The sequence below is a fragment of the Pseudomonas sp. R15(2017) genome (genome assembly GCF_002112685.1).
Lineage (GTDB): Bacteria > Pseudomonadota > Gammaproteobacteria > Pseudomonadales > Pseudomonadaceae > Aquipseudomonas > Aquipseudomonas glycinae.
The window spans coordinates 282528-299270 of record NZ_NEII01000003.1; the positions used below are offsets into that span (position 1 = coordinate 282528).

Sequence of the window (16743 nt, forward strand, 5' to 3'; positions counted from 1 at the left end):
TCCATAGCGGATCAGACCGAAACGGCTGGCTCAACAGGCGCAGCCGATGCCGCCGCCAACGTCCGCAGGCCCATCAACACCACAACCATCATCATCAGACCTGCGGCTATCGCAACGCCGAACCCTGCCCGTGCACCGTAAGCGTCAATTACCAGCCCCGCCAGCATGCCGCCGAGCGCCACGCCGATGCTGATCCCGGTGGTCATCCACGTCAGCCCTTCGGTCATCCTCGCCGCCGGGATAATGATCGTCCCCAGCTTCATCACCACAACCATGGTCGGCGCGAACGAGATGCCGGCGATAAACAGCATCGCGGTAAGGACATAAACGTCCGGTGAGAAAACCGGCAATACGCCGGTGACTGCCGTGACCAGGATCCCGATAAAGAACTGTTTTTCAATCGCCAGCGAAACCCGCAGCGCGCCGAAGGTCAGACCCGCCACCAGCGAGCCGAATGCATAGGCGGCAAGAATGAAGGTGGCAGCCGATGGCCAGCCTTGCGCATTGGCGAAGGCCACAACGGCAACATCGATCGCTCCGCCAATAACCCCCATCGCCAGCAACGCCAGGACAATGGTGCGAACGCCGGGAATCAGCAGGGTCGAACCACTGTTTCTCCGGTTGCCCGCCACCACTTTCGGTTCGGTCTGACGCTGCATGAGAAACGCCGTCACGCCGACAGCGAGCAACCCTACCGCCACCAGCGGCCCGGCTTCCGCGAAGAAACTCACACTCAAACCGATCGCCAGTGGCGGGCCGATGATGTAAGCCAGTTCAGTGAGGACTGTGTCCAGCGAGAACGCGGTGTGCAGTTGCGGCTTGCCACGAAACAGCTGCGTCCAGCGTGCGCGGATCATGGACGGCATGCTCGGCATCGTCCCCGCCAGAGCCGCCAGCACAAAAAACAACGCGGCCGGAGCCCTCAGGTGCACGGCAACAATCAGCGCCAGCAGCATGACGATACTGAAGGCCGTGACGACGGGCAGCACACGACTCTGGCCACGCCGATCAACCTGTTTCGAGATGCGCGGACCGAGCAGCGCATTAGCCAGGGTAAACGTACCGGCGACTGCGCCCGCCAGCCAGTAAACGCCGGTCTGCTGCACCAGCATGGTGATGATGCCGATGCCGATCATTGCCTGGGGCAGTCGGGCGATGGAGCTCGCGAGGATCAGCCCGGTGGCGCCGGGTGTCGATACCAGTTCGCGATAGTGATTAGCCATGATTCCTCCCTTCCGGATTCGTCGCTGATGAGCATCCTGCCGCGTGCGCTATCAAGACCTATGCGAATACCAAAAGCAATCGCACATTGTCTGGATCGTTCCCACGCTCTGCGTGGGAATGCAGCCCGGGACGCTCCGCGTCCCATGCCGAAGCGGACGCGGAGCGTCCATTGAGGCATTCCCACGCGGACGGTTCGACGCCTCGACGTGGGAACGATCAATCAAATCTGCCAGCCAGCAGAAAAACAAAAACCCGCACAAGGCGGGTTTTGTTTGTAGCAAGCGCAGCGATCAGTCAGCCAGACGCCAGGTCGTGCCGCCCTTGCCGTCTTCCAGCACCACGCCCATGGCGGTGAGCTGGTCGCGGATGCGGTCGGATTCGGCCCAGTCCTTGCCGGCACGTGCCGCCAGACGCGCAGCGATCAGCGCCTCGACTTCAGCAGCATCGACACGCCCTTCGGCGCCGGCCTGCAGGAAATCATCGGCTTCGAGCTGCAACACACCGAGCACGCTGGCCAGTTCTTTCAGACGCGCCGCCAGACCGGCCGCGGCATCGAGATCGCTCTCGCGCAGACGGTTGATCTCACGCACCATCTCGAACAGCACCGCGCAGGCTTCCGGCGTGCCGAAGTCGTCGTTCATCACCGTGGTGAAACGCTCGACGAACGCTTCGCCGCCAGCCGGCGCCACATTCGGCAGGCCTTTCAACGCATGGTAGAAACGCTCCAGTGCGCCCTTGGCGTCCTTGAGGTTGTCTTCCGAGTAGTTGATCGCGCTGCGGTAGTGGCTCGACACCAGCAGGTAACGCACGACTTCCGGGTGGTACTTGTCGAGCACGTCGCGAATGGTGAAGAAGTTGTTCAAGGACTTGGACATCTTCTCGCCATTGATACGGATCATGCCGCAATGCATCCACGCGTTGGCGTAGGTCTTGCCGGTGGCCGCTTCGCTCTGGGCGATTTCGTTTTCATGGTGCGGGAACTCGAGATCGCTGCCGCCGCCATGAATGTCGAAGGTCTCACCGAGGCAGCAGGTGGACATCACCGAGCACTCGATGTGCCAGCCCGGACGCCCCGCGCCCCACGGCGATTCCCAGCTCGGCTCGCCCGGCTTGACGCCTTTCCACAGCACGAAGTCCAGCGGATCTTCCTTGGCTTCGTCGACCTCGATCCGCGCACCGATGCGCAGGTCTTCGATCTTCTTGCGCGAAAGCTTGCCGTAGCCCATGAACTTGCCGACGCGGTAGTACACGTCGCCATTGCCCGGGGCGTAGGCGTAACCCTTGTCGATCAGGGTCTGGATCATCGCGTGCATGCCAGGGATGTGATCCGTGGCGCGCGGCTCCATGTCCGGCTTCTGGATGTTCAGGCGCGCTTCGTCTTCGTGCATCGCCGCGATCATGCGCTCGGTCAACGCTTCGAACGACTCGCCGTTCTCGTTGGCCCGGTTGATGATCTTGTCGTCGATGTCGGTGATGTTGCGCACGTAGGTCAGGTCATAACCGCTGAACCGCAACCAGCGGGTCACCAGGTCGAACGCGACCATGCTGCGGCCATGGCCCAGGTGGCAGTAGTCGTATACGGTCATCCCGCAGACGTACATGCGCACCTTGTTGCCATCCAGCGGCTTGAAGACTTCTTTGCTCTTGGTGAGCGTGTTGTAGATCGTAAGCACGGTGTTTCCTTAAGACTTGATCACTGGCCCCACGAATCGCGCAGGGTCACGGTACGGTTGAATACCGGCTGACCTGGTTTCGAGTCCTTGATATCCGCGACGAAGTAGCCTTCGCGCTCGAACTGGAAACGGTCTTCCGGCTGTGCATTGCCCAGCGAGGGTTCAGCACGACAACCGGTCAGCACTTGCAGTGAGTCAGGGTTGATGTTGTCCAGGAAACTCGCGCTGTCTTCGGCCTTCTCCGGGTTCGGAGAACGGAACAGGCGATCGTACAGACGCACTTCGCACTCGATGCTGGCAGCGGCCGGCACCCAGTGGATCACGCCCTTGACCTTGCGGCCTTCAGGGTTCTTGCCCAGGGTGTCCGGATCGTACGAGCAACGCAGCTCGACGATGTTGCCGTCGGCGTCCTTGATCGCTTCGTCGGCACGGATCACGTAGCTGCCGCGCAGACGCACTTCGCCGTTCGGCTCCAGGCGCTTGTAGCCTTTTGGCGGCTCTTCCATGAAGTCATCGCGGTCGATGTAGATTTCACGGGCGAACGGCAGCTGGCGCACGCCGAGTTCTTCTTTCTGCGGATGACGCGGCAGTTCGAGGTTCTCGACCTGATCTTCCGGGTAGTTGGTGATCACGACTTTCAACGGACGCAGCACGCACATGGCGCGCGGGGCGTTCGCGTCGAGGTCCTGACGGATGCTGAACTCGAGCATGCCGAAGTCGACCACGCCGTCGGAACGGTTGGTGCCGATCATCTCGCAGAAGTTGCGGATCGATGCCGGGGTGTAGCCACGGCGGCGGAAGCCCGACAGCGTGGACATGCGCGGATCGTCCCAGCCATTGACGTGTTTCTCGTCAACCAGTTGCTTGAGCTTGCGCTTGCTGGTGATGGTGTAGTTGAGGTTCAGACGGCTGAATTCGTACTGACGCGGGTGCGCCGGCACCGGCAGTGCGTCGAGGAACCACTCGTACAGCGGACGATGGCTTTCGAACTCCAGGGTGCAGATCGAGTGGGTGATGCCTTCGATGGCGTCCGACTGACCGTGGGTGAAGTCGTAGTTCGGGTAGATGCACCACTTGTCACCGGTCTGGTGGTGATGGGCGTGGCGGATGCGGTACATGATCGGGTCGCGCAGGTTCATGTTCGGCGAGGCCATGTCGATCTTGGCACGCAGTACGCGGGCACCGTCCGGGAACTCACCGGCGCGCATGCGGGCGAACCAGTCCAGGTTCTCTTCCACCGACCGGTCGCGGAACGGGCTGTTCTTGCCCGGCTCGGTCAGGCTGCCACGGTATTCCCTGGCTTGCTCGGGCGTCAGGTCGTCGACGTAGGCCTTGCCGGCCTTGATCAGTTCAACGGCCCAGTCGTGCAACTGGTCGAAATATTGCGAGGCATAGCGCACTTCGCCGGACCATTCGAAGCCCAGCCATTTGACGTCGCTTTCGATCGCGTCGATGTATTCCTGGTCTTCCTTGGCCGGGTTGGTGTCGTCGAAACGCAGGTGAGTGACGCCGCCGAACTCCTGGGCCAGGCCGAAGTTCACACAGATCGACTTGGCGTGGCCGATGTGCAGGTAGCCGTTAGGCTCAGGCGGGAAACGGGTGACGATCTGCGTGTGCTTACCCGAGTCCAGGTCCGCCTGGATGATCGGGCGCAGGAAATTGACCGGCGTAACGGGGCCGGTCTTGGAATTCGAGGTAGGGTCGACAGTGGGCTTGCTCATAGGATCCTTGAACGTACAGTGCGCGGCCGGGACACGGGCCTGACAAAACAAAGCGGCTATCATAGCCGATGCTGTCAAGCCCCTGACAGAGCAGGGCTTAAAAGGAATGCATTTAATCGCCGGGTTTTGAAAAACAGCCTCGAAATTCGCGCCTGTCACGCTAAACTGCGCACCTTGGCCCTCACGGGCTGAACCGGTACGGGGCCCAAATGTCCCAATACCCACGAATTCCTTATAAAGAGCATCGATCATGACTCAAGTTAAATTGACCACCAACTTCGGTGACATCGTCATCGAACTGAACGCTGAAAAGGCGCCTCTCACCACCGCCAACTTCATCGAATACGTCAAGAAAGGTCACTACGAGAACGTCGTGTTCCACCGCGTCATCAAAGGCTTCATGATCCAGGGCGGCGGTTTCGAGCCAGGCATGAAAGAAAAGAAAGACAAGAGCCCGAGCATCCAGAACGAAGCCGACAACGGTCTGAAGAACGACAAGTACACCATCGCCATGGCCCGTACCATGGACCCGCATTCGGCTTCGGCGCAGTTCTTCATCAACGCCTCCGACAACAGCTTCCTGAACCACACCGCCAAGACCGCTCAGGGCTGGGGTTATGCCGTATTCGGTAAAGTGGTTGCGGGCACCGACGTAGTCGACAAGATCGAAGGCGTTTCCACCACGTCCAAGGCAGGTCACCAGGACGTACCCGCAGACGACGTGATCATCGAGAAAGCCGAGATCATCGAAGCGTGATATTGCTGATTTCAGACTTGCATCTGGAAGAGGAGCGCCCGGACATTACCCGGGCGTTTCTGGATTTGCTCGCCGGACGCGCCCGCTCGGCGAGTGCGTTGTACATTCTGGGCGACTTTTTCGAGGCGTGGATTGGCGACGACGCCATGACCCCCTTCCAGCGTTCCATCTGCCAGGCCCTGCGCGACTTGAGCGACAGCGGCACGGCCATTTTTCTGATGAACGGCAATCGCGACTTCATGCTCGGCAAGGCCTTCTGCAAAGAGGCTGGCTGCACGCTGTTGAAGGATCCGAGTGTCGTGCAGTTTTACGGCGAACCGGTGCTGCTGATGCACGGCGACAGCCTGTGCACCCGCGACGAAGCCTATATGAAGCTGCGCCGCTACCTGCGCAACCCGCTCAGCCTGTTCATCCTGCGCAACCTGCCCTTGCGCACTCGGCACAAGCTCGCGCGCAAGCTGCGCAGCGAAAGCCGGGCGCAGACGCGGATGAAGGCCAATGACATCGTCGATGTCACGCCGGAGGAAATTCCGCGGATCATGCAGGAGTTCGGGGTGAAAACCCTGGTTCACGGGCACACCCATCGCCCGGCCATCCATAAATTGCAGATCGGCGACCAAGCGGCGAAGCGGATCGTGCTGGGGGATTGGGATCGTCAGGGTTGGGCGTTACAGGTGGATGAGAACGGGTTTGCGTTAGCGCCGTTTGACTTCGCGCCACCGCCTGCACTACCCGCCCCTGCCACCGCCTGATCGTTCCCGGACTTAGTTGATCGTTCCCACGCAGACGGTTCGACGCCTCGACGTGGGAACGATCTGTCGGACTTAGTGACCGCTGGCGGCCGGGCCTGCCTTGGCAGCAAACGGCGGCTTGGCCAGCCAAACAATCAATATCAACCCCATAAACCCCCACCCCAACAACGTGAAGTAATCCACGGTGGAGAGCATGTACGCCTGACTGGTGAGGATCTGATCCATCTGTGCATAGGCCGATTGGCTCGCGCCACCCAGCGAATGCAAGGTCTCGCGAGTCGCTGGCTCAAAGGTGCTGATGCTCTCGCTCATATAGGCATGATGCTGATCCGCCCGGCGAATCCAGATCCACGTGGTCAACGACGCCGCAAAACTGCCACCCAATGTCCGCAGGAACGTCGCCAGACCTGCGCCATCGGCAATCTGGCTCGGCGGCAAGTCCGACATCAGGATGCTCAAGGTCGGCATGAAGAACAGCGCCACCCCAATCCCCATGAACAACTGCACCAGAGCGATGTGCTGGAAGTCCACCTCGTTGGTGAATTCAGCACGCATGAAGCAGCTCAGGCCGATCGCCAGGAACGCTAGCCCCGCCAGCAGACGCAGGTCGAACTTATGCGCGTACTTGCCGACAAACGGCGACAGCAGCACCGGCAGAATGCCGATCGGTGCCACCGCCAGCCCGGCCCAGGTCGCGGTGTAACCCATCTGGGTCTGCAACCACTGCGGCAGGATCAGGTTGATGCCGAAGAACCCGGCGTAACCCAATACCAGCACCAGCGTACCGATGCGGAAGTTGCGATAGGCAAACAGCCGCAGGTTGACCACCGGATGCTGGTCGGTCATTTCCCAGATCACGAACACCGCCAGCGCGATCACCGAAATGGCCGCGCCGATGATGATGAAATTCGACTCGAACCAGTCCAGGTCATTGCCCTTGTCGAGGATCACCTGCAACGCGCCCACGCCGATGATCAGCGTGATCAGCCCGACGTAATCCATCGGTTGGTGGCTGGTGACCACCGGGCGTTTGGCCAGCTGCTGGCGCACCACCATCACCGCGAAGATCCCGATCGGCACGTTGATGAAGAAGATCCACGGCCAGCTGTAACTGTCGGTAATCCAGCCGCCGAGGATCGGTCCGGCAATCGGCGCCACCACCGTGACCATCGCCAGCAATGCGAGGGCCATGCCCCGCCTCGCCGGTGGATAGACCGCGATCAGCAGCGTCTGGGTCATCGGGTACAACGGCCCCGCTACAAGGCCTTGCAGCACGCGGAAGCCGATCAGTTCCGGCATCGACGTGGAAATACCGCAGAGGAACGAAGCCAGCACAAACAGAATGGTCGCCCACAGAAACAGCTTCACCTCACCGAAGCGACGGCTCAGCCACCCAGTGAGTGGCAGCGCGATGGCGTTGCTCACGGCGAACGAGGTGATGACCCAGGTGCCCTGCTCCGAACTCACGCCGAGGTTGCCGGAAATGGTCGGCAGCGCCACGTTGGCGATGGTGGTGTCGAGCACCTGCATGAAGGTCGCCAGCGACAGGCCGATGGTGCTGAGCAACAGGCTGGGCGGCGTAAAAGAGGCGTTATTGCTCATCGCGAATCCTATGAAGCCGGGTTGGCGCCGTGTCTGTTACGGACACAGCTGCCCTTTGTGGGAGCGGCGGTGCGACGATTCGACTTGCTCGCGAAGGCGGTCTGTCAGACAAATCAATGCTGAATGACACACCGCTTTCCCGAGCAAGCCCGCTCCCACAGGGTCAGTGGTGGATCAGCGTTGCGCAGTCTTGCTGACCGCCGCGCTGTTGTCGTGGATCAACTGGGTGATCATCGCGTCGGCTTCGGCCAGTTGGCGGTCGTAGACGTTGGTGCTGAACGAGGCCTTTTGCGGCGGCTGCTGGGCCAGTACCGGGCCACTCTGGTCGTGCAGATTGACCTCGACATTGGTCGACAGGCCGACGCGCAGCGGGTGTTTGGCCAGCTCTTCGGCGTTGACATGAATCCGTACCGGCACACGCTGCACGATCTTGATCCAGTTACCGGTGGCGTTCTGCGCCGGCAACAGGGCGAACGCGCTGCCGGTGCCCGCGCCGAGGCTGTCGACGGTGCCGTTGAACTTGACGTCGCTGCCGTAGATGTCCGACTCGATCTCCACCGGTTGGCCAATGCGCATGTCACGCAGTTGGGTTTCCTTGAAGTTGGCGTCGATCCACAGCTGATCCAGCGGGATCACCGCCATCAGCGCGGTGCCCGGCTGCACACGCTGGCCAAGTTGCACGGTGCGTTTGGCGACGTAACCGGTGACCGGTGCGATCAAGGTGCTGCGAGCGTTGGTCAGGTAGGCCTGGCGCAGTTGCGCGGCGGCGGCCATCACGTCCGGGTGCGAAGAGACCACGGTGTCATCGACCAGCGCGCTGGTGGTTTTCAACTGCTGCCTGGCGTTGGCCAGGGCGTTCTGTGCCGAGGTCAGGTCATCGCGGGCATGGGACAGTTCTTCCTGGGAAATCGCCCCGCCGGCCGCGAGATTTTTCCGCCGGTTGAAGTTGTCCTGGGCTTTCTGCACTTCGGCCTGTTGCGCATTGACCTGAGCCTTCATGCCGTCGACGTTACTGTACAGGCCGCGCACCTGACGCACGGTGCGGGCCAGATTGGCCTTGGCACTTTGCAGGCCGACTTCGGCGTCGTTCGGGTCGAAGTTGATCAGCACCTGGCCTTCATGCACCAGATCGCCATCGTCAGCACCGATGCTGACCACGGTGCCGGTCACCAGCGGGGTGATTTCCACCACGTTGCCGTTGACGTAGGCGTCGTCGGTGCTTTCGCTCCAGCGCCCGATGAATTCGTGATACGCCCAGACGCCGGCACCGGCGAGGGCAACCACAACGGCCAGCACCAGCAGCATCACCTTGCGTTTGCGCGGGTTGCCAGTGTCCTGGGCGTTGTCTTGAGCTTGTGTGTTTTCGGCAGTGGCCATGACAAGTACCTTGAATTAGTTGTGCGGCGTGGCTGGGGTGGCGTTGGCTGCGGTCAGGGTTTGCCCCTGGAAGCCGCCGCCCAGCGCTTGCATCAGTTGAATCGACAGGTCGATCTGCTCGGCATTCAGGTTCGCCAGCTGACGCTGGGCCTGCAGCAATTGCTGCTCGATGCTGAGCACGTCCAGGTAGTTGCCGATGCCGGAACCGTAACGCTGGACGACGGTGTTGTAAGAATCCTGGGCAATCTCGGTTGCGTGCTGCTGGGCGCCGATCTGCCGGCCGATGTCACGCAGCTGGTTAATGGTGTCGCTGACATCGCCCAGGGCTTTCACCAGGCTTTTGTTGTACTGCGCCACGGCGAGGTCGTAATCGGCGTCGCGCGCATCGAGGTTGGCGCGCAGGCGTCCGCCATCGAAGATCGGCACCGAAATCGTCGGGGCAATGTTGAAGAAGCGACTGGCGGAACCGAACATCGCGTCCCCCAACAAGGATTCGGCACCAGCGGAAGCCGACAGGTTCAAGTTCGGATAAAAGCGGGTCTTGGCCGAATCGATGTCCTTGCTCGCGGCCTCGACACGCCAGCGCGCGGCGACCAGATCCGGACGACGGCCCAGCAGTTCGGCGGGAAGCACCGATGGCAGTGCGACAGCGCTGGCTTGCAGGACTTTCGGCCGAGCGATTTCGTTACCGCGATCCGGGCCTTTGCCGAGCAATACGGCCAGGGCGATTTTCGCGCTGTTCAGGCGCTTTTCAGCGTCGATCAGGCTGGCTTCGGAGCTGGCTTCCAGGCTTTGGGTCTGCTGGAACTGGTACTGGCTGTCGATCCCCGAACTCAAACGACGCTGGCTCAGGTCGAGCATCTGTTTGGTGCGTTTGAGGTCTTCGTTGGCCAGGTCATAGACGATGTGCGCCTGACCGAGATCGCTGTAGGCCCGGGCCACATCGGCAGCCAGGGTCAGTTGCGCGGCCTGACGGTCGACTTCGGCGGCGCGGGCCTGACCGAGTGCGGCTTCCCAGGCGTCGCGCTGACCGCCCCACAGGTCGAAGTTGTAATTGAAGCCGGCGCTGATATTGCGCACGGTGGAGTAAGCCCCACCCTGCCCCAACGGATCCTGATCCCGGGCCAGACGCGAACGGCTGATGCCGGCGCTGGCGTCGAGGGTCGGATAACGCTCGGCATCGGCGGCGTACGCAGCGGCGCTGGCCTGATGGGCGCGGGCGTCGGCGATCTGCATGTCCGGGCTGTCTTTCAGAGCTTCGCGGATCAGACCGTTGAGTTGCGGGTCGCCGAGGCTGGTCCACCAGTCGCTCTTCGGCCACGCGGCCGGGGACAGGGTCACGCCATTGAGCGATTGCCCGGTCTGCAGGGTTTTCGCATCGAGGCTCGCGCCCTGGGTATCGAGGCCGCTGTAGTTGGCGCAACCGGCGAGAATCATCGCCGACAGCACCAGTGTCAGGCTGCTGCGCAAGGTTTTACCGCTCATTGTGTTCACCTAACCGCTGGATGGTGATGGGGTCACCGGCTGCCAGCAAAATTTTCTTGAGGATGTATTCCAGGGTTTTCAACTCGTCCGGGGTCACGGCGCCGGCCAGCTCATTCATGGCGTCGGCGCCGATGTGCGGCAGGCGATCGGCCAGTTGCTGGCCCTGCTCGGTGAGTTTCAGTTGCACCTGACGGCGATCGCCTTCGCTGCGTTGGCGAACCAGAAAGCCTTTCTGTTCCAGACGATCGAGCATGCGGGTCATCGAACCGCTGTCCAGCGACAGGTGCCGGCACAGCTCGGCCGGGGTGTCGACGCCGAACTGGGCCATGATGATCAACACCTTGAACTGCGCGGCGGTGATGCCGTGGGGTTCCATGTGGGTGTCGATGATCTTGTCCTTGAGCAAGGCCGCACGGCCGAGCAACAGGCCGAGATGGCAATGCTGGAATTCGTCTGGGGTGAAATGCTTCATGTGCTCACCTAATAACTGCCTAGGCAGTGAATGTATGTCGAGATGTTACTGCCTAGGCAGCGAATGTCAACGTAATAGTTAGGTTGCTTTGTAATTAGCCGATAACTGACCGCACGAGATCGTTCCCACGTCCAGGCGTCGAACCTTCTGAGTGGGAATGCCTGAATGGCCGCTCTGTGTCAGCTGTTGAATGGGACGCGGAGCGTCCGGGGCTGCATTCCCACGCGGAGCGTGGGAATGATCAGGAGGGAAAAGCGGGCTAGAAATCCCGCTTGTAGAAGATATCCAGCGAACTGGCCACGCCGCTGGCGGCTTCGAGGTAGACCTTTTTGCTCAGCTTGTAGCGCAGGGCGATGGTGTTGGCCGGTTCGAACACGCCGACGCCATAGCGCAGGCTGAGTTTTTCGGAGATGTTGCCGCTGGCCACCACGCTGGTGGTGTTGCCGCTGCCCTGGGTGTCGAGCTGGAAGTCCTGAATGCCCAGATCACTGGCCAGACTGCTGGTGACTCCGGAACTGCCCATCAGACCCAGACCGAGCGCCGCCTGCGCGAGCATGTTGTTGTCCTCGCCGGTGGTGCTCAGCGGACGCCCCAGCACCAGATAGGACAGAGCCTGTTCCTGGCTCATCGCCGGTTCCGAGAAAATCTGCGTGGTCGGCTGCTCGGCGCTGCCGCTCAGTCGAATACCGGCGATTACGTCGTCGGTCTGGCGAATTGCTTCGATATCCAGATACGGCTGATCGATCGGGCCGGCGAACAGCAGGCGCGCGCGACGCACCGTCAGGCGCTGGCCGTAGGCGCGGTATCGACCGTCGTTGAGCCACAGTTCGCCGCGAGTATCCATGTTGTCGCCGATGTGTACCTGGCCTTGCAGGTTGGCCGTCAGGCCAAACCCGGCGAAGCTCAACTTGTCCTGGCCGACCACCACATCGATGTCCATTTTCATCGCCAGCGGCGGTTTGCCCTCTTCGGTCTGCGCCCCGACGATGATCGTGTCATCGGAGACTTTCACCGTCGATGGCGGCAGTTCGCGCACGGTGATTTCGCCTTTCGGCACCAGCACCTTGCCGGCAATCGCCAGCTCATCGCCGGCCATGGAAATCTTCAGGTCCGGCGCCACTTCCAGTTTGGCGTAGGGTTCGACCGTCACTGGCAATTGCGTGCCCTTGAGCGCCAGATCCACCACCAGCGCCTGGCCCCAGGCGATGTTGCCGTTCAGGCTGCCCTGCCCGCTCTTGCCGCTTTTCCAGCCGCCGTTCAATTGCACGGCTTCACCGGCGATCACCGCTTGCAGTTGCAACGCTTGCAGCTCGATCGGCAATTCCGGCCCAGACACTTCGCCGTCGCTGAGTTGCACCGTACCGTTGACCAGCGGCGCGAGCAGACCACCGGAAATCGTGCCGCTGCCGTTCAGCCGCCCAGTCAGTTTCTCGACCATCGGCACAAACGGCCGCGCCACCGACAGATCCAGTCCGCTGAGGCGGAATGTACCGCTGAGTGGCTTGTTCTTCGGCAGCGGGTTGAGCTGCGCCTGCACCATCAATTCACCGAGCTTGCCGCCGACGAAGTTGAGGTCGGTGTCGATGCGCTTGGGCGTGAGTTTGCTGGTGAGCTTGAGGGTCTGGTACGGGAAGTCGACCCACTGATCCTTTTCCTTCATGCGCAAGGTGCCGCCGCTGGCATCGACGCTGATCTGGCCGTTCGGGCCGCTGGCCGGCAGGTCCAGTTGCAGGTCGGCGTTGAGCTTGCCCTGCCAGGCGAAATCCTTCGGTAGCCATTGCGCCAGGCTTTCGATCGGGAATTGCTTGAGGTGATAACGCAGCTTCGGCTCCGGCATCAGGCGCTGGTCTTCGCCACACAGGCTGGCATTGCCGGACATCCAGCAATGGGCGCCGAAGTTGATCTTGCCGTCGGCCAGACGCTCGAGTTTGGCCGGGTTTTGCAACTTCCAGTCCTGACCGCCGGCCTGAATGTCACCGCTGGCCAGTCGTCCGCGCCAGTTGCCTTTGTCCAGATTGCCGTCCAGGCCCAGCGCCAGTTTCAGCTTCGGCCCGAGCAGGTCGAGGTTGAGTTTCTGGTTTTTGATATCGCCCTGGGCGCTGGCGGTCAAAGTGCCCAGCGACGTATCGCCGGCCTGGATGCCGCTGCCCTTGAGGTCGATTTTCGCCCGTTGCGCGCTGTCGAGGGTGGCATCGAGGTTGAGGCTTTGCAGGCGATTGTCCTGGAACGCCAGTTGCGAACCTTGCAGGCCGAGCTTGCCCTGTGGCGCCTTGAGCGTGCCAGCGACATCGACCCGACCGTTGATCTGCCCGCGCAGTTGCGGCCAGAGCTGGGCCAGACGCGCCAGTTTGATGTCGATCTGTCCGGTGAGCTTTTGTTGCAGACTGCCTTTGCCGTTGATGCTGTTGTCGCCGAGGCGAATTTGCAGGGCATTCAGATTCCACTGCTCGCCAGCGCCGTCAGCCTTGGCTTGCAGGATCGCCGGTTGGCCGCGCAGTTTGCCCTTCAGATCGAGGTCGGCGTTCAGGCTCAGGCGCTCGTTTTTCATTTCGCCTTTGCTCTTCAACGGACCGGCCAGGGTGCCCGGCAACTCCGCAACCCAGTACGCCGGGTTGAGCGCCGACAGTTCCAGCGCGGTGTCCCAGGCAATGCCATCGGCGAACTGTACGTTCACATGGCCTTCGGCCTTGCCCTGCCCGGCTTCGAGTTTCAGTTGTGGCAGGAAGATCTGCTTGAGATTGCCGCTGAACGGACTGCTCAGGGTGAACGCCCCCGCCGGACCATCTGCAGCGGCGGCGAAGTTACCGAGATACTGACCGTCGGTGTAGGAGACTTCGCCGGTGAAGGTGCGCAATGTGACCTGCGGCTCTTCGATCTCCGGATAGAGCCGATGCCAGGGAAAGTCCAGCCAGTTGATATTGGCTTGGGCGCTGAGGCCTTTGCTCCAGTCAACGTTGCCGGTGAGCTTGACGCTTTGCTTGTCGTTGGCCGTCAGGTCGAGGCCGGCAATCTGCGCACCTTTGGCGTCGACCTTACCCTTGAGCAACAGCGCCACCGGGCCTTTCTCGGCAGGCAACGTGGCATTGCCGAGCAATTGGTAACCGTTTTTCAGGTCGCCTTCGCCGGTCAATTCCAGTTGATTGAATTGCAGAGTGTCCGGCAGATCCGCGCTCGGCTTGAACGCCTCCGCGGTGATCCGCACCTTGGCAGGGAGGTTTTCCACCAGCGGTTGAAGTTCGCCGCTCAACTGGCCGTCGAGGTAGCCACGGCTGTCGGCGTGCAGGTTGAGGGTTTTCAGCAGGTCGCCGTCGATTTTCAGCGCCAGCGTCCACGGCTCGGGCGCCGGCGACGGCAAGGTCAGATCACCAGTTATATTCAGCGGCCAGTTGCCGGTCGGTTGTAGCAGGCCGGACAGATTCAGGCTCAACTCGTCACGTTGCAGTTTCACGCTGTCGATCTGCAGGCCCTTGGCGGTCCAGTGCGCCGCCAGTTGCAGGCCTTTCAACTCCTCACTGCCATTGAACACCAGGCTGCCGACCTGCACGTCGCCCAGCTCGATGGCCACGGGCAATTGCAGATCAGGAAGTTTGATTGGGCCGCTTTCGGTGACTTCTTCGCTCGGCGGGAATTGCAGGCTGACGGTATCGGCCTTGAGCTGTTCGATGCACAACGTCATGCGCGTCAGGCACAGCGGCGACCATTCGAAGATCGGTTTGCTCAGTTCGACGCGGCTGCTGTCCTGCTGCCACAGCAGATGATCGGCGCTCCACTGCCCGCCGAGCCGACCCTGGAAATTGTCGACGCTCAAGCCCGGCACCAGACCCAGCACCCAGCGGCTGCCGGCCTGCGTTCCGAGCACAACGGTGATGCTCAATACAATCAGCAGCACCAGCGACAACAACGCCAGCGCCGATATTTTCAAACCACGCTTCACAGCTCAGGCCCCATGGAAAAGTGCAGCCGGATGCCGCCATCGTCGTCCAGCGCGTGGGCCAGGTCGAGGCGGATCGGCCCCACTGGCGAAACCCAGCGCACACCGATACCGACCCCGGTCTTGAGGTTCGGCAGTTCGAGTTTGTTGAAGGAGTTGCCCTGATCGACGAAAGTCGCCACGCGCCACTTCTCGGCAATCGAGTATTGATACTCGACGCTGCCGGCCACCATGTAGCGCCCGCCGATGCGGTCGCCCTCGGAGTTCTCCGGGGACAGGCTCTGATAGTCGTAACCACGCACGCTCTGATCGCCACCGGCGAAGAAGCGCAGCGACGGCGGCACCGATTTGTAGCCGTTGGTGGCGCTGCCGCCGACCTGGACCCGGCCGAGCAGACGGTGCTTGTCGAACACGGTGGTCAGGCCTTTGACCAACGCCGTGCCGTAAACCAGGTTGTTGTCTGAGCCGAGGCCTTCTTTCGCCACTTTGCTTTCGAAGGTCAGGCGATAGCCATTGTGCGGATCGATGCGGTTGTCGCTCTTGAGGTAGGAATAGCTGACACCGGGCATCAGCAAGGTGCTCAGGCCGGAGTCATCGCCGAGCTGATATTCCTCGCGCTGCCATTTCAGCGAGATCACCCGCTGCCAGCCGCTCGGCAATTTGCTGTGCCATTCCGGGCCGAAGGTCAGCAGCTTGCTCAAGGTGTCGGAACCGTCGATGTCCTCGTATTGATAACCGCCGGCCCAGCGCAGCTTATCGGTCAGCGGCGGATCCAGCGGGATGTCATAGAACAGGCCGACGTTCTGCCGTGGCGCCGACAGTTCGGCCTCCCAGCCATAACTGTCGCCCTGCGGGTTGACCCAGTGGCGGGTCCAGTTGGCCTTGATGCGCGGGCCGACGTCAGTGGAATAACCAAGACCCAGGCCCATGGTGCGCGGCTTGCGGGTGTCGAGTTTGACGTCCACCGGGATTACGTCGTTTTTTGCGGCGGTCGGCGCGGCATCGACCCGCACACCTTCGAAGTAGCCGCTCGATTGCAGGTCGCGGTTGAGTTCGGCGATCAGCTCGGAGTCATACGGCTCGCCGGCCTTGAACGGCACCATGCGTTGCAGCAGGTCTTCGTCGAACGGGGTGTCGCCTTCGAAGCTGACCTTGCCCAGCGCATAACGCGGGCCGCTTTCGTAGATCAGTTCGACGTCGGCGACCCCGGCGCGTGGGTCGACCATCAATTTCTGGCTGGTGAAACGGCCACTGAAGAAGCCATAGCGCGAGGCCTGATTCTGAATCAGGCGTTTGGCGTCTTCGTAACGCCCATGGTTGAGCACCGCGCCGGGCTTGAGCACGTCACTTTTCGGGACTCGAAAGGATTTGAGGGAGGCCGCCGGACCGTTGACGCGAACGGTCACGTTGCGCAGGCGGATCGGCTCGCCGGGATCGATGTTCAGCACCAGACGCGGTTTTTCACCGCCCTTGACGTCACTTTCGATCTGCGGCTGGTAATAACCCAAGGCCTGGGCGGCCTTGCGCGCCTGCTCTTCGGCGCCGCGACTGAAGCGCTGCAAGGCTTCTTCGTCACGATCGCCGAGGCTGCCGATATAGCCTTCTATATTGGCTTTCAGTTCATCGTTGGACGGTTTGATCCGCACATCCAATTCACTTTGCGCCAGCGCCGCGCAGCTGCTTAACAGCATGAGCACGCCACTGGTAAATCTTCCTGGAAACTTCATAGGCGCGGATGCTATCACGGGC

General features: G+C 61.5%; 11 protein-coding genes. 2 read left to right on the plus strand and 9 right to left on the minus strand.

Annotation, left to right across the window (positions count from 1 at the left end; all coding sequences use genetic code 11):
* Positions 1-11: 11 nt before the first annotated feature.
* The 3 genes from CAF77_RS08235 to CAF77_RS08245 form a co-directional block, all read right to left on the minus strand.
* Positions 12-1223, minus strand: coding sequence for an MFS transporter (locus CAF77_RS08235; protein ID WP_064380733.1), 1212 nt, complete (start codon positions 1221-1223; stop codon positions 12-14).
* Between the two features lie 291 nt (positions 1224-1514).
* Positions 1515-2897: a cysteine--tRNA ligase gene (gene cysS, locus CAF77_RS08240; RefSeq protein ID WP_039767472.1), complete on the minus strand. Its 1383-nt coding sequence runs from the start codon at positions 2895-2897 to the stop codon at positions 1515-1517.
* Positions 2898-2917: 20 nt separating this feature from the next.
* The gene (locus CAF77_RS08245) at positions 2918-4618 is read right to left on the minus strand and encodes a glutamine--tRNA ligase/YqeY domain fusion protein (protein WP_039767474.1); all 1701 of its coding nucleotides are present in this window, start codon (positions 4616-4618) and stop codon (positions 2918-2920) included.
* Positions 4619-4868: 250 nt separating this feature from the next.
* Between CAF77_RS08245 and CAF77_RS08250 the strand changes: the two genes are divergently transcribed.
* Together CAF77_RS08250 and lpxH are read left to right on the plus strand one after the other, a co-directional pair.
* Positions 4869-5375, plus strand: coding sequence for a peptidylprolyl isomerase (locus tag CAF77_RS08250; protein WP_011334985.1), 507 nt, complete (start codon positions 4869-4871; stop codon positions 5373-5375).
* Positions 5372-6127, plus strand: a complete 756-nt coding sequence (gene lpxH / locus CAF77_RS08255; protein WP_064380735.1) for a UDP-2,3-diacylglucosamine diphosphatase — start codon at positions 5372-5374, stop codon at positions 6125-6127. The genes CAF77_RS08250 and lpxH overlap by 4 nt, the downstream gene beginning before the upstream one ends.
* A 72-nt stretch (positions 6128-6199) precedes the next feature.
* Here the strand turns inward: lpxH and CAF77_RS08260 are convergent, their stop codons facing one another.
* The 6 genes from CAF77_RS08260 to CAF77_RS08285 all read right to left on the minus strand — a co-directional run bounded on the left by CAF77_RS08260 (position 6200) and on the right by CAF77_RS08285 (position 16721).
* Positions 6200-7729, minus strand: a complete 1530-nt coding sequence (locus CAF77_RS08260) for a DHA2 family efflux MFS transporter permease subunit (RefSeq protein ID WP_039767480.1) — start codon at positions 7727-7729, stop codon at positions 6200-6202.
* 174 nt (positions 7730-7903) lie between these two features.
* Positions 7904-9106: an efflux RND transporter periplasmic adaptor subunit gene (locus CAF77_RS08265; protein WP_064380737.1), complete on the minus strand. Its 1203-nt coding sequence runs from the start codon at positions 9104-9106 to the stop codon at positions 7904-7906.
* 15 nt (positions 9107-9121) lie between these two features.
* The gene (locus CAF77_RS08270) at positions 9122-10591 is read right to left on the minus strand and encodes an efflux transporter outer membrane subunit (protein ID WP_064380738.1); all 1470 of its coding nucleotides are present in this window, start codon (positions 10589-10591) and stop codon (positions 9122-9124) included.
* A complete protein-coding gene (locus tag CAF77_RS08275; RefSeq protein WP_011334990.1) occupies positions 10581-11063 on the minus strand; it encodes a MarR family winged helix-turn-helix transcriptional regulator in 483 nt (160 codons plus the stop codon). Before CAF77_RS08275 ends, CAF77_RS08270 begins: the two co-directional genes overlap by 11 nt.
* A 259-nt stretch (positions 11064-11322) precedes the next feature.
* Positions 11323-14997: a translocation/assembly module TamB domain-containing protein gene (locus CAF77_RS08280; protein ID WP_064380741.1), complete on the minus strand. Its 3675-nt coding sequence runs from the start codon at positions 14995-14997 to the stop codon at positions 11323-11325.
* The gene (locus CAF77_RS08285) at positions 14994-16721 is read right to left on the minus strand and encodes an autotransporter assembly complex family protein (RefSeq protein ID WP_064380743.1); all 1728 of its coding nucleotides are present in this window, start codon (positions 16719-16721) and stop codon (positions 14994-14996) included. The genes CAF77_RS08280 and CAF77_RS08285 overlap by 4 nt, the downstream gene beginning before the upstream one ends.
* Positions 16722-16743 lie beyond the last annotated feature (22 nt).